The organism is Pseudomonas sp. PKS, from assembly GCF_051913525.1.
In the GTDB taxonomy this organism is placed as follows: Bacteria; Pseudomonadota; Gammaproteobacteria; order Pseudomonadales; family Pseudomonadaceae; genus Aquipseudomonas; species Aquipseudomonas guariconensis_D.
Genome location: NZ_JBEGDO010000038.1, coordinates 1 through 26,435, shown reverse-complemented (window position 1 = coordinate 26,435; position 26,435 = coordinate 1). Strand labels below are relative to the sequence as shown.

The following is a 26,435-nucleotide window of genomic DNA, read 5'->3' as shown; positions in this document are numbered from 1 at the left end:
ACCCCAAAGTTCCGCCAGGGTGGGTTCTGCGAAAAGGTTTACGCCTTGTTCAGATACATCCGTGTCGTCAGCAAATACACCGGTAACCCCGACACTACGATCAGTAGCGCCGCATAAGGCGCCGCTGCCGCGAATTCGACGTTGGCGGTATGCGCCCAGACTTCTGTTGCCAGCGTGGTCATGCCGGTAGGGCTGAGTAGCAGGGTGGCGGTCAGCTCCTTCATGGCATCGAGGAACACCAAGGCGAAGGCGGCCGCCAGAGCTGGGAAGATGATCGGCAGAGTCACCCGGCAGAAGGCACCGAAGCTGCTGGCACCCAAGGTGCGGGCCGCTTCTTCGAGCGTGGGTGAGGCCTTGTTCAGGGCCGTGCGCACGGGGGCCTGGGCCAGTGGCAGGAACAGCAAGGCATAGGCCAGCAGCAGCAGGGCGGATGTCTGGTAAAGGGCCGGCACATAGTGCAGGGCGAAGAACACCAGCGTCAGTGCAATTACCAGCCCTGGCAGGGCATGCAGCAGGTAGGGCAGGCGCTCGGCCCAGATCGCCAGGCGGCCCTTGTAGCGCACCACCAGGAAGCTGATGGGCAGCGCCAGCAGCACGCAAAAACCGGCTCCGCCCAAGGAGACTGACAGCGACGTCAGCAGCGCCTTGCCGATTTCCGTAACCGGAAATGCTGCCGATGAACCCACACTCAACCAGTAGCCGAGCATGGCCAAGGGGATGCCGCTGCCCAGCACGGCCAGTGACAGGCAGAACACCTGCCCCAGTGGCATCCAGGCCCGCAGGCGAACCGGTTGACCGCGACGTGCCACGCCCTGGCCGATCCGCACGTGGCGCGCTTTGCCGCGCACGCGCAGCTCCAGCCAGAGCATCGCCAGGCACAGCGCCAGCAGTACTGCCGAAAGCATGGCCGCGTTAGCGTTGCTGAACTCCAGTTCGAACTGCTGGTAGATGGCCGTGGTGAAGGTCTGCAGGCCGAGGATGGACAGGGCGCCGAACTCCACAAGCATGTGCAGGGCAATCAGCAGTGCGCCGCCGATCATCGAGGGCCACAGCAATGGCAGGGTGACCTTGAAGAACACGCCCCAGCGGCTGCAGCCCAGGGTGCGCGCCGACTCCTCAAGAGAGGTGTCGAGGTTGCGCAGGGTCGCGGCCACGGGCAGGAACACCAGTGGGTACTTCGACAGCGCCATGACCAGGATCGCCCCGCCCAGGCCCTCGAAGTCCGAACTCAGCGACACCCAGGTGAAGCTGCTGACGAACGACGGCACAGCGAAGGGTAGGCACAGCACTACACCCCACAGGCGGCGGCCTGGCAGGTCACTGCGCTCCAGCAGCCAGGCCAACGCCAATCCGACGATCAGACAGGCCACCGTAACCCCCACCATCAACATCAAGGTGTTGCGCAGCAGCCCCCAGACGAAGGGGCGCCAGAGCAGGCGAAACGCTTCATGCCAGCCGGCTTGCCATGCCTTGAGGGCGACATAGAGCAATGGCAGCAAGCTCATCGCCACCAGGAACAGGACGGGCAGCACCACCCAGATCGACGGGCGCTTGCGGCGTGGCACGAAGCGCGCCAGGGCTGGCTGGGGTAGGGTGGCAGTCATCAGAGCAGGCCGACCTCGCGTTCAAGCTCCAAGGCTTCCTCGGCGTTGCCAAGGTCCGCCGGCGAGATCTTTGGTGGGCGCAGCTCTTCGAACGGCTTCAGGCCCTGATCCGAGACCATGCCTTTATGCAGTGGGTACTCGGCGGTGGTCTGGGTGATGACGCGCTGGCCCTCTTCGCTGGCCATCCAGTTGAGCAGGGCCTGGGCTTCCTTCGGGTGCTTGCTGGCCTTGACGGCGCCGGCACCCGAGATGGTGACCAGGTTGCCGGCGTCGCCGTCGGCCAGGTAATAAAGCTTGGAGTCCAACTGTCCACGCTCGCGCTTGAGGGCGTACCAGTAGTAGTTGTTCACCAGCACGGTATCGACTTCACCGCGTTCGACGGCTTTGAGGGCTACCATGTTGTTGGTGTAGGCCTTGCCGAAGGCCTTGAGGCCGGTTAGCCATTCCTCGGTCGCTTCGCGGCCATGCAGCTTGAGGATGGCCACGGCTTGTTCCTGGAAGGCGCCGCTGGTAGGCACGTAGCCGACACGGCCATCCCACTCGGGGTTGGCGAAGTCCATGACACTTTTCGGCAGGTCCTTCTCGTCGATCTTCTTGGGGTTGAACACCACGATCCGGGTTCGCGCGGTCACGCCCATCCAGGTGCCGTTGGCGCCGACGTATTCCTTGGGCAGCATGTCCAAGGTCGCATCATCGATTTTCGCCAATAGGCCCAGCTCGCCCAGGTTGTTCAGGGGTGGGGATTCTTCGGTGTAGATGACATCGGCGGGCGAGCGATCGCCCTCTTCGATGATCTGGCTGGCCAGCTGGTTGCTGCTGCCCTTGCGGATATTGATATGGATGCCGGTCTTGGCCTCGTAGGCCTTGGCGATGGCTTCGCCGATTTCCTTGTGCTGGCCGTTGTACAGGGTCAGCGTGACCGGTTCGTCAGCCAAGGCGGCCGGTGCGCCGATCACCAGGCCCAAGAGAGCGGCGGCCAGGCTGCGCATCAGCTGTTGCGGGCGGATCGTCATGCGGGTACTTCCTCGCTTACGGCTACATATTTGGAAACAATGGTAAACGAAATCGTTTCTCAAGTGGCCGTATGGCGAGAAATTCATCAACAGGCAAAGGGCTAAGGCGGTGCGTCTCTTCCCGGTGGGGTTGGTTTGCTTGCGAAGAGCGATACGCAGTGCTTGGCGCCGGCTTTGCCGGTATTTACGGATGAACCCGCTCCCGCAGAGGGCAGGGGCTAAATCGCAGGCAAGAAAAAACCCACTAGCAAGCTAGTGGGTTTTTTGTATGGTGCCCAGGAGAAGACTCGAACTTCCACGACCGTTAAGTCACTGATACCTGAAACCAGCGCGTCTACCAATTCCGCCACCTGGGCAAAGCTTTACATCTTCTGTGTAAGGCGACTATCGTTCGCTTCACACAGTAGTAACAGATCCTTGGTCATCTGTTACTTGAAAATAGTTGGTGCCCAGGAGAAGACTCGAACTTCCACGGCCGTTAAGCCACTGATACCTGAAACCAGCGCGTCTACCAATTCCGCCACCTGGGCACACATTTCGTTGAGGTCACATGATGCTTTACATCGCGTTTCATCTCAACTACAACGTCGGCTGTCCGTCGTTGTGGTGCGCACTATACGGACGCTCCTGAGGGCTGTAAAGCCCCGGATCAAAAAAAATTTCAAAAAATTCAACTTGTTGATTCCGCAGGCCTATTGCCTCGACCTCGACGCTCCGCTGGGGCTGTCCAAGGCAGACATTTCCGGTTTCAATACGCCTATGCCAGAATTCTTATCTATATACCCCAAGGTGAACCTCTTCTGATGGCCGATTGGCAATCCCTCGATCCCGAGGCCGCTCGCGAAGCGGAAAAATACGAAAATCCCATTCCTAGCCGTGAGCTGATCCTGCAGCGTCTCGCCGACCGTGGCGAACCGGCCGCTCGCGAAGAGCTGGCCGCCGAGTTCGGCCTGCACGAAGAAGACCAGATCGAAGCCCTGCGCCGCCGTCTGCGCGCCATGGAGCGCGATGGCCAGCTTATCTATACCCGGCGCGGCACCTATGCCCCGGTAGACAAGCTTGACCTGATTTGCGGTCGCGTCTCCGGCCACCGCGATGGTTTCGGCTTCCTGATTCCTGATGACGGCAGCGAAGACCTCTTTCTGAGCCCTGCGCAGATGCGTCTGGTGTTCGACGGCGACCGTGGCCTGGCCCGGGTTTCCGGCGTCGATCGCCGTGGTCGCCGTGAAGGTGTACTGGTCGAAATCATCTCCCGTGCACACGAGAGCGTGGTCGGCCGCTACTTCGAGGAAGGTGGCATTGGCTATGTCACTCCCGACAACCCGAAGATCCAGCAGGAAGTGCTGGTGACCGCCGGGCGCAACGGTGGTGCGAAGATTGGCCAGTTCGTCGAGATCAAGATCACCCATTGGCCGACCCCACGTTTCCAGCCCCAGGGCGATGTGGTCGAGGTGATCGGCAACTACATGGCGCCCGGCATGGAGATCGATGTTGCGCTGCGTAGTTACGACATTCCTCACGTCTGGCCTAAGGACGTTATCAAGGAAGCGCGCAAGTTCCGCTCTGAGGTCGAAGAGAAGGACAAGGAAAAGCGCATCGATCTGCGTCATCTGCCATTCGTCACCATCGATGGCGAGGATGCCCGCGACTTCGACGATGCCGTTTATTGCGAGCCCTTGGGCAAGCTGCGGCTGTTCTCGGGCGGCTGGCGCCTTTACGTGGCGATCGCTGACGTCTCCAGCTATGTGCGCCTAGGTTCGGCCCTGGATGTCGAGGCGCAGCAGCGTGGCAACTCGGTCTACTTCCCCGAGCGCGTGATTCCGATGCTGCCCGAGGAGCTGTCCAACGGTCTGTGCTCGCTGAACCCGCATGTCGATCGCCTGGCCATGGTCTGCGAAATGACCATTAACAAGGCCGGCCAGATGGTCGACTATCAGTTCTATGAAGCGGTGATCCATTCTCATGCCCGTTTGACCTACAACAAGGTCAGCAGCATGCTCGAACACGCCCGTACCCGCGAAGGCAAGGCCCTGCGCGAGGAGTACAGCGCGGTACTGCCGGACCTCAAGCACCTCTATGCCCTGTATAAGGTGCTGGTAGCGGCTCGCCACACCCGTGGTGCGATCGACTTCGAGACCCAGGAAACCCGCATCATCTTCGGTGAAGACCGCAAGATCGATGAAATTCGTCCGACCGTACGCAACGATGCCCACAAGCTGATCGAGGAGTGCATGCTGGCGGCCAACGTCGCCACTGCCGAGTTCCTGCAGAAGCACGGCGTTCCGGCGCTCTACCGCGTGCACGATGGCCCGCCACCGGAGCGCCTGGAAAAACTGCGTGCATTCCTGGGCGAGTTGGGTCTGTCGCTGCACAAGGGCAAGGAGCCTTCGCCGAAGGACTACCAGGCCTTGCTGGCGAGCATTGCCGGGCGCCCGGACTTCCACCTGATCCAGACCGTCATGCTGCGCTCGTTGAGCCAGGCGGTGTACAGCGTCGAGAACAACGGCCACTTCGGGTTGAACTATGAGGCCTACACCCACTTCACCTCGCCGATCCGCCGTTACCCGGACCTGCTGGTGCATCGCGCCATCCGCAGCGTGATCCGCTCGAAGATCGATACCCCGCATGTCAAGCGGGCGGGTGCCATGAGCATTCCGAAGGCGCGCATTTACCCGTACGACGAGAACACCCTCGACCAGATGGGCGAGCAGTGCTCGATGACCGAGCGACGTGCCGACGAGGCAACGCGCGACGTGGTTAACTGGCTCAAATGCGAATACATGCGCGACCGTGTCGGTGAGACCTTCCCGGGCGTGATCACCGCGGTGACCGGCTTCGGCCTGTTCATCGAACTGACCGACATCTATGTGGAAGGCCTGGTGCACGTCAGCGCCTTGCCGGGTGACTACTACCACTTCGATCCGGTGCACCACCGTCTGTCCGGCGAGCGCAGCGGTCGCAGCTTCCGCCTGGGCGACACTGTCGAGGTCAAGGTCATGCGCGTCGACTTGGAGCAGCGCAAGATCGACTTCGAGATGTCCGAGGCGAGCGTCAACACCCCGGTCGGGCGCAAACCTGCTGCCGCGTCCGGCAAAGCGGCACCTGCGGCCCAGCCGGCGCCTGCAGTCGAGGCGAAGATCTCGCCCAAGCCGCGCAGCCGTAAAAGCGAGACCGCCGAGGCGTACTTCCCCAAGGATGCCGTGCAGCGTAACGCCGAAGTTCGCAAAAGCCGGGAAATGAAAAAGGCGCTGATGAGCGAGGCCCGTCACAGCCACGCCAGCGGCAAGTCGGACAAAGGCGCCAAGGCGTCCGGCAAGCCGACCAAGCATCGCAAGGGGCCGTCGAAGTCCGGCGCGCCGCGCAAAGGCAAGAACAAGTCATGAGTCAGCTGGAAAAAATCTACGGCGTGCATGCCGTGCAGGGGCTGTTGCAGCACCATCCCAAGCGGGTCAAGCAGATCTGGTTGTCCGAGGGGCGCAGCGAACCGCGTATCCAGGGCCTGTTGGCCTTGGCGGCGGAAAACCGCGTGCCCGTCGGTCAGGCCGAGCGCCGCGAGCTCGATGCCTGGGTCGAAGGTGTGCACCAAGGCGTCGTCGCCGAGGTCAGCCCGAGCCAGGTGTGGGGCGAGGCCATGCTCGACGAGTTGCTCGAGCGTGCCGAGCGACCACCGCTGATTCTGGTGCTCGATGGTGTCACCGACCCGCATAATCTCGGTGCCTGCCTGCGTACGGCTGATGCTGCCGGTGTCACAGCGGTGGTGATTCCCAAGGACAAGTCGGCAACGCTCACGGCCGTTGTGCGCAAGGTCGCCTGCGGCGCTGCCGAGGTGATCCCGCTGGTGGCCGTGACCAACCTTGCCCGTACCCTGGAGAAACTCCAGCAGCGTGGGCTGTGGGTGGTCGGGACCGCGGGTGAGGCCGAGCAGGAGATCTACCAGCAGGATCTGACTGGCCCGCTGGTGATGATCATGGGCGCCGAGGGCAAGGGCATGCGTCGCCTGACTCGCGAGCACTGCGACTTCCTGGTCAAGTTGCCGATGGCCGGTAGCGTCAGCAGTCTGAACGTGTCGGTGGCTACCGGGGTGTGCCTGTTCGAGGCTGTGCGCCAGCGTCAGGCCAAGGGCTGATGCCTGTTCGCGGTTGAATCCGCTTCTACACGGCTGTGGGAGCGGGGTTGCTTGCGAAAGGGGCGACGCCTCTTTCGCGGGAGCTTCGCCAATTTGTTTCTGGCTGTTCAAATAATCACCAGCCACCTTGCTTGTACTCCCCGCCTTCTCTACAATTGCGCCCCTTGCCGAGCAGGCAGGCGCGCATGTGCCTCTTTCCAAGGCAAGACATACAGTGTCATTCACTCCTTGTCTGACCAGAGTGCTGGCAGACTACTAACCCGTAAGGAGCATTCATGCGTCATTACGAAATCATCTTCCTGGTTCACCCGGACCAGAGCGAGCAAGTCGGCGGCATGGTTGAGCGTTACACCAAGCTGATCGAAGAAGACGGCGGCAAGATCCACCGCCTGGAAGACTGGGGCCGTCGTCAGCTGGCCTACGCCATCAACAACGTTCACAAGGCTCACTACGTGATGCTGAACGTTGAGTGCACCGGCAAGGCCCTGGCCGAGCTGGAAGACAACTTCCGCTACAACGATGCCGTGATCCGTAACCTGATCATCCGTCGCGACGAAGCCGTCACCGGCCCGTCCGAGATGCTGAAGGCCGAAGAGAACCGCAGCGAGCGCCGTGAGCGTCGCGAGCGTCCTGAAGCTGCTGATGGCGTCGATGGCGACGACAGCAACGACAGCGACAACAGCGATAACGCTGACGAGTAATCCACGGACCTTTTTGAGGAGCCTATTACATGGCACGTTTCTTCCGTCGTCGTAAATTCTGCCGCTTCACTGCTGAAGACGTGAAAGAGATCGACTACAAAGATCTCAACACCCTGAAAGCTTACGTATCCGAAACCGGCAAGATCGTTCCAAGCCGTATCACCGGTACCAAAGCTCGTTATCAGCGTCAGCTGGCTACCGCTATCAAGCGCGCCCGCTTCCTGGCCCTGCTGCCCTACACCGACAGCCACGGCCGCTGAGACCGGGTCGTCGACAAGTAGCAAGGGATAAGCATGCGAGCGTTGGCTGATTTCATCATGCGCGGTCGTGTGCAGGCCTCCATTGTGGTGGCCGGTTGTGCGGCGTTGCCGCTGTTGTTCTGGTTGAGTGCCGCCGCCGGGAGCCTGGTGTTCCTGCGGCGCGGTTTCAAGGACGCTTCCTCGGTCATCGTCTGGGGCATCTTGCCGGCGTTGGCCTGGTGGATCTTCGGCGAGCCACGCACCTTGATGGTGCTGCTGGGGACGCTGGGGCTGGCTGCGCTGCTGCGCGCCGGGCATTCCTGGAACCGGGTGCTGTTGTCCAGCATCGCCCTGGGCCTGTTGTACGGTGTTGTGCTTGGTTCGGTGTTCCGCGAACCGATTGAAGCTCTGGCGCGAGCGCTTGAAAAAGCCCTGCCGCAGATGCTCGACGGCCTCTACCAGCAGTTGTCGGTAGAGGAACAGGCACACCTTGGAAGCCTCATCGTACCGGTGCTCGGCGGCCTGATTGCGGCCCTGTTGCAAGTTGTCAGCGTGCTGGCCCTGATGTTGGGTCGCTACTGGCAAGCCGTGTTGTACAACCCGGGAGGTTTCGGCCGCGAGTTTCACGCGGTACGGATTCCCCTGGCGCCGATGCTGGTGCTGTTGGCCTGCATGCTGTTCGGCCCGAACCTCGGTTCTGGCCTGGCATTGCTGACGCCACTGTGCAGTGTGCCGCTCATGTTCGCGGGGATTGCCCTGTTGCATGGGTTGGTGGCCCAGAAGCGCCTGGCCAAATTTTGGCTGGTGGGGTTGTACGTGACGCTGGTGCTGTTCATGCAGCTGACTTATCCGTTGCTCGTGGTTTTGGCCATTGTCGATAGCCTGATTGATTTTCGCGGTCGCAAGTCCCCTCACGAGGGTGACGATTCCGCGAACGGTGAAGGTTAAAAGTTAAGAGGTTTTACCAAATGGAACTGATCCTGCTGGAAAAAGTCGCCAACCTGGGCAACCTGGGCGACAAAGTAAAAGTAAAAGGTGGTTACGGCCGTAACTTCCTGCTGCCTTTCGGCAAGGCCGTCGTTGCCAACGCCGTCAACCTGGCTGCGTTCGAAGAGCGTCGCGCCGAGCTGGAAAAAGCTGCTGCCGAGCGTAAAGCTTCGGCTGAAAGCCGCGCTGCCCAACTGGCCGAGCTGGAAGTGACCATCACTGCCACCGCTGGTGACGAAGGCAAGCTGTTCGGTTCGATCGGCACCCACGACATCGCTGACGCCCTGACCGCCTCCGGCGTTGAAGTGGCCAAGGCTGAAGTTCGTCTGCCGAACGGCACCATCCGTAACGTCGGCGAATACGACGTTGCCGTGCACCTGCACAGCGACGTTGAAGCCACCGTTCGCGTGGTTGTCGTCGCAGCCTAAGCTGCCGCGAATCGGTTGGCTCCTTGGGGCCAGCCGGTTAACATCGGGCACGGTCCTGCATCATGCAGGTCGTGCCCTTTGTCTTTTTCATCACCCAGATTTTTCGCGTGGACATGAACGAGATCAGCAATCCCGAACAACTAGACCTGCAGACTGCCGCCCTCAAGGTGCCGCCGCATTCCATCGAGGCCGAACAGGCCGTGCTCGGTGGCCTGATGCTGGACAACAACGCGTGGGAGCGGGTGCTGGACCAGGTCTCGGACGGTGATTTCTATCGGCATGACCACCGCCTGATCTTCCGCGCCATCCACAAACTGGTGGATCAGAACCAGCCGTTCGACGTGGTCACGCTGCACGAGCAGTTGGACAAGGAAGGTCTGTCGACCCAGATCGGCGGCCTGGCGTACTTGGCCGAGCTGGCCAAGAACACGCCGTCGGTGGCCAACATCAAGGCTTATGCGGCGATCATTCGCGAGCGGGCCACGCTGCGCCAGTTGATCAGCATCAGCACCGATATCGCCGACAACGCTTTCAACCCCCAGGGCCGCAATGCCGCGGAAATCCTCGATGACGCCGAGCGGCAGATCTTCCAGATCGCCGAAGCGCGGCCCAAGACCGGTGGCCCGGTAGGCGTCAACGAGCTGCTGACCAAGGCCATCGACCGCATCGACACACTGTTCAACTCCGACAGCGACATCACCGGCCTGTCCACCGGCTACACCGACCTGGACGAGAAGACCAGCGGCCTGCAGCCGGCGGACCTGATCATCGTCGCGGGCCGTCCCTCGATGGGTAAGACCACCTTCGCCATGAACCTTGTGGAGAACGCAGTGCTGCGCAGCGACAAGGCGGTGCTGGTGTTCTCCCTGGAGATGCCCGGCGATGCGCTGATCATGCGTATGCTGTCGTCCCTGGGGCGCATCGACCAGACCAAGGTGCGTTCCGGTCAGCTGGACGACGACGACTGGCCGCGCCTGACCTCGGCGGTCAATTTGCTCAACGACCGCAAGCTGTTCATTGACGATACCGCCGGCATCAGTCCTTCGGAAATGCGTGCCCGCACCCGTCGTCTGGTCCGCGAGCACGGTGATATCGCCATGATCATGGTCGACTACCTGCAGTTGATGCAGATCCCAGGCTCCAGCGGTGACAACCGGACCAACGAGATCTCCGAGATCTCTCGTTCCCTCAAGGCCCTGGCCAAGGAGTTCAACTGCCCGGTCATCGCCCTGTCGCAGCTCAATCGCTCCCTCGAGCAGCGCCCCAACAAGCGCCCGGTGAACTCCGACTTGCGTGAATCCGGAGCGATCGAGCAGGACGCCGATGTGATCATGTTCGTCTACCGTGACGAGGTGTATCACCCTGAGACCGAGCACAAGGGCATCGCCGAAATCATCATCGGCAAGCAGCGTAACGGCCCCATCGGCTTCATCCGCCTGGCGTTCATCGGCAAGTACACCCGTTTCGAGAACCTCGCTCCGGGCATGTACAACTTCGACGACGACGAATAACCCCTCCAGCGGTACGTCTGTCCCTTGTGAGGACGGGTTTGCCTGCGAATACAGTGGACCCTGCGCCATCGCATTCGCGGGTAACCCGCTCCCACAGGGCGGAAGTCTCTTTTTGTGAGCGCACGAATCCGACCACTATCGTCGGATTTGATCAAATTTTGTGCTATATTCCGCGCCCGCGATTTCCCTGCACACCAGAACCGGTCACTGACATGCAAGCAGCCAAACCACTCTACGACTATCCCAAGTACTGGGCCGAATGCTTCGGGCCGGCACCGTTCCTGCCCATGAGCAGGGAGGAGATGGATCAGCTCGGCTGGGATTCCTGCGACATCATCATCGTGACCGGAGACGCCTACGTCGACCATCCGTCCTTCGGCATGGCCATCATCGGCCGGCTGCTGGAAGCCCAGGGCTTTCGCGTCGGCATCATTGCCCAGCCGAACTGGCAGTCGAAGGACGACTTCATGAAGCTTGGCGAGCCGAACCTGTTCTTCGGCGTCGCGGCAGGCAACATGGACTCGATGATCAACCGCTATACCGCGGACAAGAAGATCCGTTCCGACGATGCCTATACCCCGGGTGGCCTGGCGGGCAAGCGCCCCGACCGGGCAAGCCTGGTGTACAGCCAGCGCTGCAAGGAAGCTTACAAGCATGTACCGATCGTGCTCGGTGGCATCGAGGCCTCCCTGCGTCGTATCGCCCACTACGACTACTGGCAGGACAAGGTCCGTCACTCGATCCTGATCGATGCCAGCGCCGACATCCTGCTGTACGGCAACGCCGAGCGCGCCATCGTCGAAGTCGCCCAGCGCCTGTCCCAGGGCGAAAGCATCGAGAGCATTACCGATGTACGCGGCACCGCCTTCGTGCGCCGTGACACGCCAGAGGGCTGGTACGAGATCGACTCGACCCGCATCGATCGCCCAGGACGTGTCGACAAGATCATCAACCCCTACGTCAACACCCAGGACACCCAGGCCTGCGCCATCGAGCAGGCCAAGGGTGAAGTCGAGGACCCGAACGAAGCCAAGGTCGTGCAGATTCTCGACAGCCCGCGCATGACCCGCGAGAAGTCGGTGATCCGCCTGCCATCGTTCGAGAAGGTGCGCAACGACCCGGTCCTCTACGCCCACGCCAACCGTGTGCTGCACCTGGAGACCAACCCCGGGAACGCCCGCGCTTTGGTGCAGAAGCATGGTGAGGTGGACGTGTGGTTCAACCCGCCACCCATCCCCATGACCACCGAGGAAATGGACTACGTGTTTGGCATGCCTTACGCACGTGTCCCGCATCCTGTATATGGCAAGGAGCGCATCCCGGCCTACGAGATGATTCGCTTCTCGGTGAACATCATGCGTGGCTGCTTTGGCGGCTGCACCTTCTGCTCGATCACCGAGCACGAAGGCCGAATCATCCAGAACCGCTCCCACGACTCGATCATCCGCGAAATCGAGGAAATGCGTGACAAGGTGCCGGGTTTCACCGGCGTGGTCTCCGACCTCGGCGGTCCGACCGCCAACATGTACCGCATCGCCTGCAAGAGCCACGAGATCGAGAAGCACTGCCGCAAGCCGTCCTGCGTGTTTCCAGGCATCTGCGAGAACCTCAACACCGACCACAGTTCGCTGATCGAGCTGTACCGCAAGGCGCGTGCCCTCCCAGGGGTGAAGAAGATCCTGATCGCCTCGGGCCTGCGCTACGACCTGGCCGTGGAGTCTCCGGAGTACGTCAAGGAACTGGTGACCCACCACGTCGGCGGCTACCTGAAGATTGCCCCGGAGCACACCGAGCGGGGGCCGCTGGACAAGATGATGAAGCCGGGGATCGGCACCTACGACCGCTTCAAGCGCATGTTCGAGAAGTTCTCGAAGGAAGCGGGCAAGGAGCAATACCTGATCCCGTACTTCATCGCCGCGCACCCCGGCACCACCGACGAGGACATGATGAACCTCGCCCTGTGGCTCAAGAGCAATGGTTTCCGCGCCGACCAGGTGCAGGCGTTCTACCCTTCGCCAATGGCCTCGGCCACGGCCATGTACCACTCGGGCAAGAACCCGCTGCGCAAGGTGACCTACAAGAGCGAAGGGGTGGAGATCGTCAAGAGCGAGGAGCAGCGCCGCCTGCACAAGGCGTTCCTGCGCTATCACGATCCGAAGGGCTGGCCAATGCTGCGTGAAGCGCTGCAGCGCATGGGGCGTGCCGACCTGATCGGTCCGGGCAAGCACCAGTTGATCCCGCTGCATCAGCCGCAGACCGACAGCTACCAGAGTGCTCGCCGCAAGAACTCGACCCCTGCCGGCAGCCACAAGGTGGGCAAGGACCAGAAGATCCTGACCCAGCACACCGGCCTGCCGCCGCGCGCCAGCGATGGCAGCAAGCCGTGGGACAAACGTGAGAAGGCCAAGGCCGAAGCGTTCGCCCGCAACCAACAGGCGGCCAAGGAGCGTAAGGAGGCGGCCAAGGGCGGTAAAGGCAAGAAGAAGCCTCGCCAGCCAGTCATTCCGCGCTGATCGGTCGTCTGGGCACCGGACCCTGTGGAGGCGGGCTTATCCGCGAATGCTGTGGTGTATCTACCGACGCATTCGCGGGTAAACCTGTCCCACAGGTCAGGTGTCGGACCCATCGATCGAAATCAATCAGGCTTCTTGTCGACCCACTTGGGTAGCACGGGCGGCACGAACTCCTCCATCGCATCCAGCAGTTCATCCGGCTGCTTGCCGAGCAACAGCATCGCCCGGTGCTGCGGTCTTACGAAGCCTTCTTCGACGATATGGTCGAGGAACCCGCCCAGCTTTTCATAGAACCCGTTCACATCCAGTAAGCCCAGCGGCTTGGCGTGGTAGCCCAGCTGGCCCCAGGTCCAGACTTCGAACAGTTCCTCAAGCGTCCCCAGGCCGCCCGGGAGGGCGATGAAGGCGTCGCTCAGCTCGGCCATGCGTGCCTTGCGGGCGTGCATGCCGTCGACCACTTCCAGCCGTGGCAGGCCTTTATGGCCGATTTCCGCATCGATGAGGCTTTGCGGCATGACGCCGATCACCTCGCCGCCAGCCGCCATGGCCGCATCGGCCACAGCGCCCATCAGGCCAACGGAGCTGCCGCCGTAGACCAGGGTCAGGCCGCGCCGGGCGATGGCCTGGCCAAGGGCTACCGCGGCTTCGCGATAAGCGGGGTTGGTGCCCATGCTGGCACCACAGAAGACACAAACGGAACGTACAGGCATTGCTCATCTCCCTTCACATGCGCGCACAGGGTAAGGCGCATGCCTGCTGCTTCCAAGCGCCGATTCACTCGGGGCGGGAGAACTCGCAGACAGCCGCGCCACTGGCGCCACAGGCGTAGGCAGCCAGCAGGCTGCGCATCATGCTGCTCAAGGTCATGGTACTTGCTCCTGAATGAGAGGTTGTCCCATCGTCCATTAAGAGGGCATGATGTGCACTTAGATTGGTTGTATACAATCCATTGAACAAATCTACTGGCTGAGGCCTTGATCCTCCTTGACCCACATCAGCGGGGAGGCGGGCGGTTTCAGGCAGTCTCGCAATGATAAAACCCTGCCAAGGAGATTCATGATGTTTGCGAAAGCTGTAGCGGTATCCCTGCTGACCCTCGCCAGCGCTTCTGTCTTTGCAGCCGAGTGCTCGGTGACTGTCGAGTCCACCGACCAGATGTCCTACACCACCAAGGAATTCACTGTCGACAAGAGCTGCAAAGAGTTCACCGTCAAGCTGACCCATTCCGGCAGCCTGCCGAAGAACGTCATGGGCCACAACCTGGTGATCAGCAAGACTGCTGACATGCAGGGCATCGCCACCGAGGGCATGAGCAAGGGACTGGACAACGACTACCTAAACGCCGCCAATGCTGGGATCATCGCCCATACCAAGATGATCGGTGCGCCCGAGAAGGAAACCGAAGTGAAGTTCGACACCTCCAAGCTGGAAGCTGGTGGCGACTACAGCTTCTTCTGCACCTTCCCAGGCCACATCTCGATGATGAAGGGCAAGGTCATCGTCAAGTAAGCGAAACCTGAGCGTATAACCTGTGGGAGCGGGTTTGCCCGCGAATGCCTCGGCGGCCTGCCATGGCATTCGCGGGCAAGCCCGCTCCCACAGGCGTTTCTAGCGTCTGATCAAGGCGCGAACGGCAGCTCGCGTTTGTGCTGGCTCTTGCGGTAGGTGGCGACGATGATGTCGAACGCCTCTTGGCTGACCGGCTCGCCGTGCAGGAACGCGTCGATCTGCTTGTAGGTCACGCCGTGGGAGGCTTCGTCCGGTTTGCCCGGCGCCAGGTCTTCCAGGTCCGCGGTCGGGACTTTTTCCACCAGCGCTTCTGGTGCACCGAAACTGCGAGCGATGTCTCGCACTTGGTTCTTCACCAGACCGCTCAGTGGTGCCAGGTCGCAGGCGCCGTCACCGAACTTGGTGAAAAAGCCCATCACCGCCTCGGCGGCATGGTCGGTACCGATCACCAGGCCGCCTCGGGCGCCGGCAATGGCGTACTGGGCCACCATGCGCATGCGCGCTTTGACGTTACCCACGACGAAATCCACCAGGGTCGGCGACCCACCTTCCAGGGCTTTGGTCTCGGCCGCCAGGGCTCGAACAGCCGGGGCGATGTCCACGGTGTGCACTTCATCGGCCTTGATCACATCCAGGCAGGCCTGGGCGTCGTGTTCGTCGTGCTGCACCTGATAGGGCAGGCGCACGGCGATGAAGCGGTAGCTGTCGTCACCGGTCTCGGCACGCAACTCATTGACCGCGCGCTGGGCGAGCAGGGCGGCGGTCAGCGAGTCGACCCCGCCGCTGATGCCCAGGACCAGGGTCTTGAGCCGAGCATTGGCCAGGCATCCCTTGATGAAAGCCACGCGCCGGGTGACTTCGGCCTGGAGCGCGGCGGCGTCGGCAAACGGTGGCTGCACCTTGAGCTGCTGCGCAATCTCTCGCTGAACGGCTTGCATGGGTTACTCCTTGCTGGGGACTTTGAATACGTGGCGCAGGTAATTGACGAAGTTCTCGTCACGGCACTGGGTCTTGGCGGCCTCGTCTGAGATCTTGGCCACCGGCGAGCCGTTGCAGTCGGTCATTTTAAGCACGATGCTCATCGGCGCTACACCTGGAATGTCACAGGTAAGGTTGGTGCCGATACCGAAGCTGACATTGATGCGACCGCGCAGGGCACGGAAGATTTCCAGTGAGCGGGTCAGGTTCAGGCCGTCGGAGAACACCAGCGTCTTGGTCATCGGGTCGATGCCCAGTTTGCGGTAGTGGGCGATGGCCTTTTCTGCCCAGGCCACCGGCTCGCCAGAATCATGGCGCAGGCCGTCGAAAAGCTTGGCGAAATACAGGTCGAAATCGGTCAGAAAGGCGTCCATGGTGATGCAGTCGGTCAAGGCGATGCCCAAAAGCCCACGGTATTCGCGTACCCAACAGTCCAATGCGGCGATCTGGCTGTCTATCAGCCGCGGCCCCAGTTGCTGGTGGGCCATGATCCACTCATGGGCCATGGTGCCCAAGGGCCTGACATCCAGCTTCCAGGCCAGGTCCACGTTGCTGGTGCCGACGAAGCGCGCCGGGAAGTCATCACGCAACACCCGTACCACTTCTTCCTGCACACGACCGGAAAAGCGCCGCCGGGTACCGAAGTCGGCCACTTGCAGTTCGGCCAGCTCCTCGTCGCTGGCATGGGCGCGCAGCCAGTCGAACTTGCGGTACAGCTGATCGCGCGCCTCGCTAAGGCGCATGCGCGGGTGTAGATGACGATTGCGCACTTCGCTGATGATAGCCAGCAACGGCACTTCGAACAGGATCACATGCAACCACGGGCCACGAAGGCGCAAGAACAGCTGATCGTTCTCGATGCCAATACGCAAGTAACGCAGGTTGAAACGAAACAGCCCAAGAAAACGCAGGAAGTCGGGCTTGAGGAAGCTGATGCGCTCGAGAAAGGCCAACTGCCCCTCGTCCAAGGTAAGGTCACTGAGGTGTTCGATTGCTTTGCGGATTTCGTCAAGGTAAGGGCGCAGGTCCTCGCCGTTGCGACAGCGGAACTCCCATTCCACGTCGGCATCCGGGTAGTTGTGCAGGACGGCCTGCATCATGGTCAGTTTGTAGAAGTCGGTGTCGAGCAGGTTGTGCACGATGCGCTCGGCAAATGCGCTCTCGCTCATTGAGGGGCTCCAGGTGGCGGCGCTCGCGTCACAAAGCAGGCGCGCGGAATCCGCGTCATTGTGCCAGCGTTTGCGCCGTGGTGAGCACATTGGCGTCGGTAACGGCCCGTGCGTTCGGCCCGGGCGGCCCCTGTCGGAGCGGGCTTGTCCCGCGATTTGGCGCTTTTGTCGCCCGTGATCAGGGCACTTTCCTACACACTGCGCCGCCTCGTAACGGTGCCGCCTGTAGCAGTTGTGCACCTGCAGTGTGCAGTTCGGTGACGTCGCCCTGTTACAGGGCGGTTGCACGTAAACACTTGCCAGGGTTGCAATGATGGCACCGAGCGGTTGCACAGAATGGCCAGCGGGGTTGCGACTTGTCTAGGTTAGACGGTTGCACGCTCAATAAAGAAAAGGCCGTCGGTCGCCTTTAGTCCGCTCTCTCACTGCGTTTTGCGACGAAGACAAATCTGCTGGCACGGCGCTTGCTCTGAGCTCAGTGCTGAAAGTTGTAGTGCCAACCAAAAAAACTCTAAGGAGCACCACCTCATGTCGCAGACGTTTTACAAGAAAGGTTTCCTGGCTCTCGCCGTAGCTTCGGCACTGGGTGTTTCCTCGTTTGTTCAGGCCGATGTGAAGATCGGTGTCGCAGGCCCGATGACCGGCGCCAACGCAGCGTTTGGCGAGCAGTACATGAAAGGTGCCCAGGCGGCAGCCGACAAGATCAACGCCGCAGGTGGGGTCAACGGCGAGAAGATCATCCTGGTCAAGGGCGATGACGCCTGCGAACCGAAGCAAGCCGTGGCCGTGGCCAACCGTCTGGTCGACCAGGACAAAGTCATCGGCGTGGTCGGTCACTTCTGCTCCTCCAACACCATCCCGGCCTCCGAGGTCTACGACGAAGCTGGCGTGATCGCCATCACCCCAGGCTCGACCAACCCGCAGGTGACCGAGCGCGGGCTCTCGGCCATGTTCCGCATGTGCGGTCGCGACGACCAGCAGGGCATCGTGGCCGGCGACTACATCGTCGATGTGCTCAAGGGCAAGAAAGTCGCTGTCCTGCACGACAAGGACACCTACGGTCAGGGCCTGGCCGATGCGACCAAGGCGCAGCTTGAAAAACGTGGCGTGAAACCTGTGCTGTACGAAGGCCTGACCCGTGGCGAGAAAGACTTCAGCGCGGTGGTCACCAAGATTCGTTCCACCGGTGCCGACGTGGTCTACTTCGGTGGCCTGCACCCAGAAGCCGGCCCACTCGTACGCCAACTGCGCGAACAAGGTCTGAAGGATGTGAAGTTCATGTCCGACGACGGCATCGTGACCGACGAACTGGTAGCCACCGCTGGCGGTGCCCAGTACGTCAATGGCGTGTACATGACCTTCGGCGCCGACCCGCGCCTGCTGCCTGACAGCAAGGCGGTGGTGGAGGAGTTCCGCAAGGCCGGTACCGAACCTGAAGGCTACACCCTGTACGCCTACGCCTCCCTCCAGGCCCTGGCTGCCGCGTTCAACGGCGCCAAGTCGAACAAGGGCGAAGACGCTGCCAAGTGGCTCAAGGCCAACCCGGTTCAGACCGTCATGGGCGAGAAAAAGTGGGACAACAAGGGCGACCTGACCGTCTCCGACTACGTGGTCTACCAGTGGGATGCCAACGGCAAGTACCACCAGCTGGAAAAACAAAAATAACAATGGCGACCGGCCCGGATGCGCAGTGCTCCGGGCCGCAGCCCCGCGGTACCTGTCTTTATCCGTAGATCTGCACAGTTCTGCGCTGCGAGGGCCGCTTCAGCGGTGGTCCGCCGTGGTCGGCGCTCGTGCAATCTCAATCAGGTGAGATTGCGTTATGGATGGTATTTTCCTGCAGCAACTGATCAATGGACTGACCCTTGGGTCTGTCTATGGTCTGATCGCCATCGGCTACACAATGGTCTATGGCATCATCGGCATGATCAACTTCGCGCACGGCGAGGTGTATATGATCTCCGCATACCTCGCGGCGATCAGCCTGGCATTGCTGGCCTATTTCGGTGTCGAGTCGTTTCCGCTGCTGATGTTGGGAACCTTGTTGTTCACCATCGTCGTCACGGGCATCTATGGCTTCACCATCGAGCGCATCGCCTACAAGCCCCTGCGTAACTCCACCCGCCTGGCACCGCTGATCAGTGCCATCGGCATCTCGCTGATCCTGCAGAACTACGCGCAGATCAGCCAGGGCGCCCGCCAGCAAGGCGTGCCCACCCTGCTCGAAGGCGCCTGGCGCGTCGAAGTGGGGACCGGCTTCGTGCAACTGACCTACACCAAGATCTTCATCCTGGTGGCGGCCTTCGTCGGCATGGCCCTGCTCACCTATGTGATCAAGTACACCAAGCTCGGCCGCATGTGCCGCGCGACCCAGCAAGACCGCAAGATGGCCTCGATCCTGGGAATCAACACCGACCGGGTGATCTCCTACGTGTTCGTCATCGGTGCGGTGATGGCTGCCCTCGCAGGCGTGCTGATCACCATGAACTACGGCACCTTCGACTTCTATGCCGGCTTCATCATCGGCATCAAGGCGTTCACCGCCGCGGTGCTCGGCGGCATTGGCTCGCTCCCTGGCGCCATGCTTGGCGGAATCATCCTGGGGATCTCCGAGTCGTTGTTCTCCGGCCTGATCAACTCCGACTACAAGGACGTGTTCAGTTTCTCACTGTTGGTGATGATCCTGATCTTCCGTCCCCAAGGCCTGTTGGGTCGCCCGCTCGTGGCTAAGGTGTGAACATGTCTGCTGCCAATACTGTTTCTTCCGGTTTCGATATCAAGCGCAGCCTGCTGGAGACCATCGTCGCTGGCCTGCTTGCCCTGATCGTGTTTGGCCCTGTCGTCGGCGTGGTGCTCGACGGCTACAGCTTCAATGCAGAACCCCGTCGCGTGGCCTGGCTGGTCGGAGGGGTGATGTTGGGGCGCTTCCTGCTCAGCCTGTTTGTGCAGACTGCCTCGGGGCAGCGCATGCTCCAGGGCTTCGAAAGTGGCGGCTCGGGCGTGCACGTGCTGGCGCCTGACTACAAGTCACGGCTGCGTTACATCATTCCGGCGCTTATCGTCATCGCCATCGTGTTTCCGGTCTTTGCCAACAAGTACCTGCTCACCGTGGTCATCCTCGGCCTGATCTACGTGCTGCTGGGCTTGGGCCTGAACATCGTGGTGGGTCTGGCGGGCCTGCTCGACCTGGGCTACGTGGCGTTCTACGCCATTGGTGCCTATGGCCTGGCCCTGGGTTACCAGTACCTTGGCCTGGGCTTCTGGAGCGTGCTGCCGCTGGCGGCCATTGCCGCGGCGCTGGCCGGGTGCATACTCGGTTTCCCCGTGTTGCGGATGCATGGCGACTACTTGGCGATCGTGACCTTGGGCTTTGGTGAGATCATCCGCCTGGTGCTGAACAACTGGCTGTCGTTCACCGGCGGCCCCAACGGCATGCCGGCACCGGCACCAACCTTCATGGGCCTAGAGTTCGGCCGTCGTGCCAAGGATGGCGGGGTGCCCATCCACGAGTTCTTCGGTTTCGAATACAACGCCAACCTCAAGTTCGTGTTCATCTACGCGGTGCTGTTCATCGTCGTGCTGGCCGTTCTGTACATCAAGCACCGCCTGACCCGCATGCCGGTCGGCCGGGCCTGGGAGGCGCTGCGCGAGGATGAGATCGCCTGCCGTTCGATGGGCCTGAACCACGTGCTGGTCAAGCTTTCGGCGTTTACCCTGGGCGCGTCCACCGCTGGCCTGGCTGGGGTGTTCTTCGCCACCTATCAAGGCTTCGTCAACCCGTCTTCGTTCACCTTCTTCGAATCGGCGTTGATTCTCGCGATCGTGGTGCTCGGCGGCATGGGCTCGACGGTGGGGGTGGTGATTGCCGCCTTCGTGCTGACCGTGGCACCGGAGCTGCTGCGCAGCTTCTCCGAATACCGGGTACTGCTGTTTGGTGTGCTGATGGTGCTGATGATGATCTGGCGACCGCGAGGGCTGATCCGCATCAGCCGTGCCGGTGTGACCCCGCGTAAAGGAGTGGCGCCATGAGCGACGATATCATTCTCTCGGTCGATAACCTGATGATGCAGTTCGGCGGCATCAAGGCGCTCAGCGATGTCAGCCTGAAGGTCCGGCGCAACCAGATCTTCGCCCTGATCGGCCCCAACGGCGCCGGCAAGACCACAGTGTTCAACTGCCTGACTGGCTTCTACAAGGCCAGTGGCGGGCGCATCGAACTGAACGTGCGCGGCGGCCGCACCAACGTGATCCAGTTGCTGGGCGAGCGCTTCCAGGCGGCGGATTTCGTGTCCCCGGCGCGTTTTGCCAACCGCTTGTACTACAAGATGTTCGGCGGTACCCACCTGGTCAACCGCGCAGGCCTGGCCCGGACGTTCCAGAACATTCGCCTGTTCAAGGAAATGTCGGTGGTGGAGAACCTGCTGGTGGCCCAGCACATGTGGGTCAACCGCAACCTGCTGGCTGGCGTGCTCAACACCAAGGCCTACCGCAAGGCCGAAAGCGATGCCCTGGACCATGCGTTCTACTGGCTGGAGGTGGTCGATTTGGTCGATTGCGCCAATCGCCTGGCCGGCGAGCTGTCCTACGGGCAGCAGCGCCGCCTGGAGATCGCCCGGGCCATGTGCACACGGCCGAAGATCATCTGCCTGGACGAACCGGCTGCCGGTCTCAACCCCCAGGAAACCGAAGCCCTGAGCCGCATGATCCGCGTGCTTCGCGACGAGCACGACATCACCGTGGTGCTCATCGAGCACGACATGGGCATGGTCATGAGCATCTCGGACCATATCGTGGTGCTCGACCACGGCAACGTGATTGCCGAAGGTGCGCCGCAGGACATCCGCAACAACCCGACGGTGATCGCCGCCTACCTGGGTGCCGATGAAGAGGAACTGGTATGAGTGCACCCATTCTCGAGCTCAAGGACCTGGATGTGTTCTATGGGCCCATCCAGGCGCTGAAGAAAGTCAGCATGCACATCAACGAAGGCGAGACGGTCAGCCTGATCGGGGCCAACGGCGCCGGCAAGTCGACCCTGCTGATGTCGATCTTCGGCCAGCCTCGGGCGGCGTCCGGGCAGATCGTGTACCGGGGTACCGACATCACTCGCAAGTCGTCGCACTACATCGCCTCCAACGGCATTGCCCAGTCGCCGGAAGGGCGCCGGGTGTTCCCCGACATGACTGTCGAGGAGAACCTGATGATGGGGACCATCCCGATTGGCGACAAGCATGCCGATGAAGACATGCAGCGCATGTACGAACTGTTCCCGCGGCTCAAGGAGCGTCGTAACCAGCGGGCCATGACTATGTCCGGCGGTGAGCAGCAGATGCTTGCCATTGCCCGGGCATTGATGAGCCGTCCCAAGCTGCTGCTGCTCGACGAGCCGTCACTGGGGCTGGCGCCGATCGTGGTCAAGCAGATCTTCTCGACCTTGCGCGAGCTGGCCAAGACAGGGATGACCATCTTCCTGGTGGAGCAGAACGCCAACCATGCGCTGAAGCTCTCCGACAGGGCTTATGTGATGGTCAACGGCCAGATCCGCATGAGCGGTACGGGGCAGGAACTGCTGGTCAACGAGGAAGTGCGCAACGCCTACCTCGGCGGACACTGACCCAGTAACCGGGCCGCAATGCGGCCCGGTTGTTCACGCCCATGTGGACAACTTGTCGCATACCCTGCATGAGTATCCGCAGAATCCCTGCGCAAGTCATTGTTTCCACAGGCTTCGCTTTGTCCACGGATCGTGTGGAGCCGCCTGTGGAAAACATGGTGGCAGGTGTCTCTACGCCTTTGCTGGCGCGCCTTGCGGGGCTCTGTATATTTTTTGATCAAGTCAGTCTTGTGGATGTTTTTGCGGCTGCCGTGCAGTCTGCAAACAGCGTGTCCATGCCTGCCTAAGTCTGTGGATAACTCTGTGAAAAAGCCTTGGACAGACCGCTGCAAGCGGCACAATTGAAAGCGTTGGGCCATCACCGGAAAAGCTGTCCACAGACGCGCTAGGCAAACTGCGTTCACTCAGGGTGACGAGTTTCCCCCAATCCGTGGGGAAAGCCTTGTGGATAAGGTGCGTATAGGTGTGTTGAGCCCCTCTATTACAAGGCTTTCAATGGGTTGGCTACTTATTGACCAGCATCGGGCGTGCTTGCTGGAGACGATGTCGCAGACCATGCTGAACATCGGTCGACGATAATCCACCGTGAAGGAGAGGCGCATGACATCCACCGTATTCATCACCGGCGCGACGTCTGGCTTCGGTGAAGCCACCGCCCGCCGTTTCGCCGAGGCAGGTTGGAAGCTGGTGCTCACCGGCCGGCGCAAGGAGCGCCTGGACGCCCTGTGTGCCGAGTTGTCGGCCAAGACCGAAGTGCATGGTCTGGTGGTCGATGTGCGTGATCGCAAGGCCATGGAACAGGCGATTGCCAACCTGCCGCCGGCTTTCGACAAGCTGCAGGGCCTGGTCAACAACGCAGGCTTGGCCCTGGGCGCCTCACCTGCGCAGGACTGCGACCTGGACGACTGGGAAACCATGGTCGACACCAACATCAAGGGCTTGATGTACACGACCCGGCTGCTGTTGCCGCGCCTGATTGCCCATGGCCGTGGGGCCAGTATCCTCAACGTCGGTTCGGTGGCGGGCAACTATCCCTATCCGGGCAGCCACGTCTATGGCGGCACCAAGGCGTTCGTGGGGCAGTTTTCATTGAGCCTGCGCTGCGATCTTCGCGGCACCGGCGTGCGTGTCAGCAACATCGAGCCGGGGCTGTGCGAGAGCGAGTTTTCGCTGGTGCGCTTCGGGGGGGACCAGGCGCGGTACGATGCCACCTACGCGGGGGCCGAAGCGATCCAGCCCCAGGACATTGCAGAAACCATCTTCTGGGTCCTCAACCAGCCCCCGCACATCAACATCAACAGCCTTGAGTTGATGCCGGTGAGCCAGGACTGGGCGGGGTTTTCGGTCCACCGCTCGAGCAAGGGCTGAACGGATGCGAACCGGCCTTGGCCGGTTCGCATAGTGCCGCCAATACCTTACTTGATCAGCGACAGGTAGGTTTTATTGGGCTCGATGATGTTCAGGGCCTGAAGCACATCGTTGATCGCGTCCTGGCGGCCGAGATCCTCGGCGGTGGCTTTTTTGCTCATCACGCGACGCAAGCTCAGCAGGAAGCTCAGTTTCCCGTGGGAGTGTTCATCGTAGCGCTGGCTGTTGCTGTCGATGATCTTCTGGGCAGCCCTGTTGATCTGCGTTTCCACGAATGCTGCGAAATCGTTTTGTTCCATGTCCAGTGTTCCTCCAAGATGAGAGAACAATGGAGAGGGAGCATCGCGGTCGATCAGCAGAGGGAAGTGTTGTCCGCATAGGCGGCCTGCAGGCCTTCCAGGCAGGTCGCCAAGTGATAGGGCGTGGTGGATGGCATGTCGTGCCGGCTGACCTCGCCCTGGCCATCTCGGCATTCATACCAGCCCCCGGCATGCAGGAACCGACCCTCAAGCGCGTGCAACTGCACCAGCAACTTCGCCTCGCTCCCTGGCCGCAAAGCCAGCGCCCGCAGGTATTCTGCCTGCGCCCAGATGCGTTGGGTGGGGTCGATCACCTTACCCGCCACATCCAGCATGGCCAGCACTGCCGAATCCTTCACGCCGGACTGTTCGGCATAGGTGAACGCACGATCGATGGAGGCATGCAACGGTGTGCCGCGCAGCAGCGGCGAGGTGTCGAGCAGATAGAACCATTCGAACTGATGCCCCGGCTCGAACCAGTTATCCACAGCCCCGTTCGGTTTCTCCAGCATCAAGCCGTGAACGGGATCGACGAAGTGCGCCTGCAGCGCTTCACACAGCGACAACAAGGCGTGCTCGACGGCATCGTCGTCGCGCACCGCCAGGGTTTGCAGGAAGGCTTCGGTCAGGTGCATCTGAGGATTTTGCAGGGGACCGCTACCTAGGTCCGACCAGTCTTCGCCCAGGCTGGCCTCATACAGCCCGTCATCCCGGGCGAAGCGCTCGGCGACGATATCCAGGGCGGCGTTGAGCGCGGACTCCACCAGACCCTCGCGCACCTTGCCCCAGTAATGGGCGCACGCGAAGACGATGAAGGCATGGGTATAGAGGTCCTTACGCCTGTCCAATGGCCGGCCTTGGGCATCGATGCTGTAGAACCAGCCGCCATGTTCGGCATCGTGGAAATGCCGTTGCAGCGAGCGGAACAGCGCCGCCGCACGCTCGGCCGCGCCCGGTTGCTCGATGCGGCTGCTGAACAGGTACAGCTGCCGGGCGCAGGCCATGGCGCGGTAGCGCTGCACGGGCATGGGGCGGTGTTCACCATCAAGGGCCTCGAAGGGCAGGGCGAGTTCGGCATTCCAGCCTGGACCCTGCCACAGCGGCACGATGCAGTCGGCGAAGTGCTGGTTGAAGCGAGCCAGTTCGGGCAGGGTAGGGCGGGGGTCGGACATGAAGGCGCTCGTCGCAATCGGGCAGTGCGCCATGGTAGCAGAATGGGGTTGTGGGGCGCTCGCGCCGGTACTTTGCCGTTGTTGGCGATGATCAGCCTGGGTTTCCCAACCCTTGCCAGTGGCGCGCACCCACGAAGATGAAGCGCAGCTGCTGGGTGATCTTTTCCTGCGGGGTGAGGGCCTGTGGATTGGCGGCGTCAGGGCTGTCGATCAGTTCCGGCAACGTGGCGAACACGGTCTTGACCACCAGGTCTGCCATCACCGCCAGGGCGGCGCCGTCCAGATGCTGCCAACGCGGCATGCGCGCCAGGTCGGTGGCGAGGTCTGCGCTGATGCCCTGGCGCAGTTGAGCAATGGCCTGGCGCACGGCCTGGGAGCCCCCGTACTGTTCGCGGGCCAGAAACAGGAACTGCGCGCGGTGGGCCGCCACCACGTCCAGGAAGATACGCACCGAAGCGTCGGTGATGCCTCCGAGTTCGAACTCGTTGTGCCGCACGATACGGATGGTCTGGCGGAACGTTGCATCGACCTCGGCCACCAGGGCCAGGCCCAGGGCATCCATGTCGGTGAAATGCCGATAGAAACCGGTGGGGACGATGCCCGCGGCCTTGGCTACCTCGCGCAGGCTGATGCTGCCGAAACCCCGACCACTCTCCATGAGCTGGCAGGCGGCATCGAGCAGGGCCTGGCGTGTCTGTAGCTTCTGTTCGGCGCGCGGCAGCATGGGGCGTGTTCTGTGACTGTACGACTGGGCACTCTAGATAAAAAAACGAAGCCCGGTCAATGGACCGGGCTTGGAGGAGAGCAGGTGTTGCTTGGCAGGTTGTTGTTCTCGGCCATGGTGATCAGCCCATGCGGCCAAGTTCTACCAGGCGATCAGAACCACCCTCGGCAACGCGGTTGTTACGCTCGATCAGACGATCGGAACCACCCTCGGCAACGCGGTTGTTACGCTCGATCAGACGATCGGAGCCACCCTCGGCAACGCGGTTGTTACGCTCGATCAGGCGATCGGAACCACCCTCGGCAACGCGGTTGTTACGCTCGATCAGTCGATCGGAACCACCTTCGGCGACGCGGTTGTTACGCTCGATCAGGCGATCGGAACCACCTTCGGCAACGCGGTTGTTACGCTCGATCAGGCGATCAGAACCACCCTCGGCAACGCGGTTGTTACGCTCGATCAGTCGATCGGAACCACCTT

General features: G+C 61.5%; 24 protein-coding genes and 2 tRNA genes. 15 read left to right on the top strand and 11 right to left on the bottom strand.

What is annotated here, in order from left to right; all coding sequences use genetic code 11:
• Positions 1 to 38: 38 nt before the first annotated feature.
• The 4 genes from ABOA88_RS23870 to ABOA88_RS23855 form a co-directional block, all read right to left on the bottom strand.
• Positions 39 to 1,604, bottom strand: a complete 1,566-nt coding sequence (locus ABOA88_RS23870) for an ABC transporter permease (protein WP_367851638.1) — start codon at positions 1,602 to 1,604, stop codon at positions 39 to 41.
• Positions 1,604 to 2,617 (bottom strand): extracellular solute-binding protein, encoded by a 1,014-nt coding sequence (locus ABOA88_RS23865; protein ID WP_367851639.1) that lies wholly within the window; start codon positions 2,615 to 2,617, stop codon positions 1,604 to 1,606. Before ABOA88_RS23865 ends, ABOA88_RS23870 begins: the two co-directional genes overlap by 1 nt.
• Positions 2,618 to 2,886: 269 nt before the next feature.
• Positions 2,887 to 2,973 (bottom strand) — tRNA-Leu (locus tag ABOA88_RS23860).
• An 87-nt stretch (positions 2,974 to 3,060) separates the two neighbouring features.
• Positions 3,061 to 3,147: transfer RNA gene (locus ABOA88_RS23855), tRNA-Leu, on the bottom strand.
• Between the two features lie 273 nt (positions 3,148 to 3,420).
• On the opposite strand from ABOA88_RS23855, the gene rnr reads away from it, so the two are divergent.
• The 8 genes from rnr (at position 3,421) to ABOA88_RS23815 (ending at position 13,122) form a co-directional block, all read left to right on the top strand.
• Positions 3,421 to 6,000 (top strand): ribonuclease R, encoded by a 2,580-nt coding sequence (gene rnr / locus ABOA88_RS23850; protein ID WP_196169273.1) that lies wholly within the window; start codon positions 3,421 to 3,423, stop codon positions 5,998 to 6,000.
• Positions 5,997 to 6,743, top strand: a complete 747-nt coding sequence (gene rlmB / locus ABOA88_RS23845; protein WP_070090470.1) for a 23S rRNA (guanosine(2251)-2'-O)-methyltransferase RlmB — start codon at positions 5,997 to 5,999, stop codon at positions 6,741 to 6,743. The genes rnr and rlmB overlap by 4 nt, the downstream gene beginning before the upstream one ends.
• A gap of 275 nt (positions 6,744 to 7,018) precedes the next feature.
• Positions 7,019 to 7,444, top strand: a complete 426-nt coding sequence (gene rpsF, locus ABOA88_RS23840; protein WP_043211961.1) for a 30S ribosomal protein S6 — start codon at positions 7,019 to 7,021, stop codon at positions 7,442 to 7,444.
• A 29-nt stretch (positions 7,445 to 7,473) separates the two neighbouring features.
• A complete protein-coding gene (rpsR, locus tag ABOA88_RS23835) occupies positions 7,474 to 7,704 on the top strand; it encodes a 30S ribosomal protein S18 (RefSeq protein ID WP_009403887.1) in 231 nt (76 codons plus the stop codon).
• Between the two features lie 33 nt (positions 7,705 to 7,737).
• A complete protein-coding gene (locus tag ABOA88_RS23830; protein ID WP_196169272.1) occupies positions 7,738 to 8,631 on the top strand; it encodes a hypothetical protein in 894 nt (297 codons plus the stop codon).
• Positions 8,632 to 8,651: 20 nt separating this feature from the next.
• On the top strand, positions 8,652 to 9,098 hold the full coding sequence (rplI, locus tag ABOA88_RS23825; protein ID WP_043211954.1) for a 50S ribosomal protein L9: 447 nt from the start codon (positions 8,652 to 8,654) through the stop codon (positions 9,096 to 9,098).
• Positions 9,099 to 9,211: 113 nt separating this feature from the next.
• Positions 9,212 to 10,609: a replicative DNA helicase gene (dnaB, locus tag ABOA88_RS23820; RefSeq protein ID WP_196169378.1), complete on the top strand. Its 1,398-nt coding sequence runs from the start codon at positions 9,212 to 9,214 to the stop codon at positions 10,607 to 10,609.
• A 212-nt stretch (positions 10,610 to 10,821) separates the two neighbouring features.
• Positions 10,822 to 13,122 (top strand): YgiQ family radical SAM protein, encoded by a 2,301-nt coding sequence (locus ABOA88_RS23815; protein WP_367851640.1) that lies wholly within the window; start codon positions 10,822 to 10,824, stop codon positions 13,120 to 13,122.
• 122 nt (positions 13,123 to 13,244) lie between these two features.
• On the opposite strand, the gene ABOA88_RS23810 is transcribed toward ABOA88_RS23815, so the two are convergent.
• Positions 13,245 to 13,832, bottom strand: coding sequence for a TIGR00730 family Rossman fold protein (locus ABOA88_RS23810; protein ID WP_196169270.1), 588 nt, complete (start codon positions 13,830 to 13,832; stop codon positions 13,245 to 13,247).
• 349 nt (positions 13,833 to 14,181) lie between these two features.
• Between ABOA88_RS23810 and azu the strand changes: the two genes are divergently transcribed.
• The gene (gene azu / locus ABOA88_RS23805; protein WP_196169269.1) at positions 14,182 to 14,631 is read left to right on the top strand and encodes an azurin; all 450 of its coding nucleotides are present in this window, start codon (positions 14,182 to 14,184) and stop codon (positions 14,629 to 14,631) included.
• Between the two features lie 110 nt (positions 14,632 to 14,741).
• Here the strand turns inward: azu and nadE are convergent, their stop codons facing one another.
• Positions 14,742 to 15,569 carry an ammonia-dependent NAD(+) synthetase gene (gene nadE / locus ABOA88_RS23800; RefSeq protein ID WP_367851641.1) on the bottom strand — a complete coding sequence of 276 codons (828 nt, stop codon included), beginning with the start codon at positions 15,567 to 15,569 and terminating at the stop codon, positions 14,742 to 14,744.
• 3 nt (positions 15,570 to 15,572) lie between these two features.
• Positions 15,573 to 16,778: a nicotinate phosphoribosyltransferase gene (pncB, locus tag ABOA88_RS23795; protein WP_196169230.1), complete on the bottom strand. Its 1,206-nt coding sequence runs from the start codon at positions 16,776 to 16,778 to the stop codon at positions 15,573 to 15,575.
• A 528-nt stretch (positions 16,779 to 17,306) separates the two neighbouring features.
• Between pncB and ABOA88_RS23790 the strand changes: the two genes are divergently transcribed.
• From ABOA88_RS23790 to ABOA88_RS23765, 6 genes are all read left to right on the top strand, one after another.
• Complete coding sequence (locus tag ABOA88_RS23790) at positions 17,307 to 18,443, top strand: branched-chain amino acid ABC transporter substrate-binding protein (protein WP_043211941.1); 1,137 nt, start codon at positions 17,307 to 17,309, stop codon at positions 18,441 to 18,443.
• A gap of 157 nt (positions 18,444 to 18,600) precedes the next feature.
• Entirely contained in the window at positions 18,601 to 19,515 is a 915-nt protein-coding gene (locus ABOA88_RS23785) for an ABC transporter permease subunit (protein WP_070090462.1), read from the top strand.
• Positions 19,516 to 19,517: 2 nt separating this feature from the next.
• Positions 19,518 to 20,807, top strand: a complete 1,290-nt coding sequence (gene livM / locus ABOA88_RS23780; RefSeq protein WP_070571145.1) for a high-affinity branched-chain amino acid ABC transporter permease LivM — start codon at positions 19,518 to 19,520, stop codon at positions 20,805 to 20,807.
• Positions 20,804 to 21,679, top strand: a complete 876-nt coding sequence (locus tag ABOA88_RS23775; RefSeq protein ID WP_043211934.1) for an ABC transporter ATP-binding protein — start codon at positions 20,804 to 20,806, stop codon at positions 21,677 to 21,679. The genes livM and ABOA88_RS23775 overlap by 4 nt, the downstream gene beginning before the upstream one ends.
• On the top strand, positions 21,676 to 22,392 hold the full coding sequence (locus tag ABOA88_RS23770; protein WP_043211932.1) for an ABC transporter ATP-binding protein: 717 nt from the start codon (positions 21,676 to 21,678) through the stop codon (positions 22,390 to 22,392). The genes ABOA88_RS23775 and ABOA88_RS23770 overlap by 4 nt, the downstream gene beginning before the upstream one ends.
• Positions 22,393 to 22,992: 600 nt before the next feature.
• On the top strand, positions 22,993 to 23,760 hold the full coding sequence (locus tag ABOA88_RS23765; RefSeq protein WP_196169229.1) for an SDR family oxidoreductase: 768 nt from the start codon (positions 22,993 to 22,995) through the stop codon (positions 23,758 to 23,760).
• Positions 23,761 to 23,807: 47 nt separating this feature from the next.
• Here ABOA88_RS23765 and ABOA88_RS23760 read toward each other — a convergent pair whose 3' ends face one another.
• The 4 genes from ABOA88_RS23760 to ABOA88_RS23745 all read right to left on the bottom strand — a co-directional run.
• Entirely contained in the window at positions 23,808 to 24,059 is a 252-nt protein-coding gene (locus tag ABOA88_RS23760; RefSeq protein ID WP_367851642.1) for a hypothetical protein, read from the bottom strand.
• 53 nt (positions 24,060 to 24,112) lie between these two features.
• On the bottom strand, positions 24,113 to 25,231 hold the full coding sequence (locus ABOA88_RS23755; protein ID WP_196169228.1) for an AGE family epimerase/isomerase: 1,119 nt from the start codon (positions 25,229 to 25,231) through the stop codon (positions 24,113 to 24,115).
• A gap of 91 nt (positions 25,232 to 25,322) precedes the next feature.
• The gene (locus ABOA88_RS23750) at positions 25,323 to 25,955 is read right to left on the bottom strand and encodes a TetR family transcriptional regulator (protein ID WP_043211922.1); all 633 of its coding nucleotides are present in this window, start codon (positions 25,953 to 25,955) and stop codon (positions 25,323 to 25,325) included.
• 121 nt (positions 25,956 to 26,076) lie between these two features.
• Positions 26,077 to 26,435, bottom strand: a 359-nt coding sequence (locus ABOA88_RS23745) for a phage infection protein (protein WP_440127992.1), incomplete at its 5' end; no start/stop codon positions are given.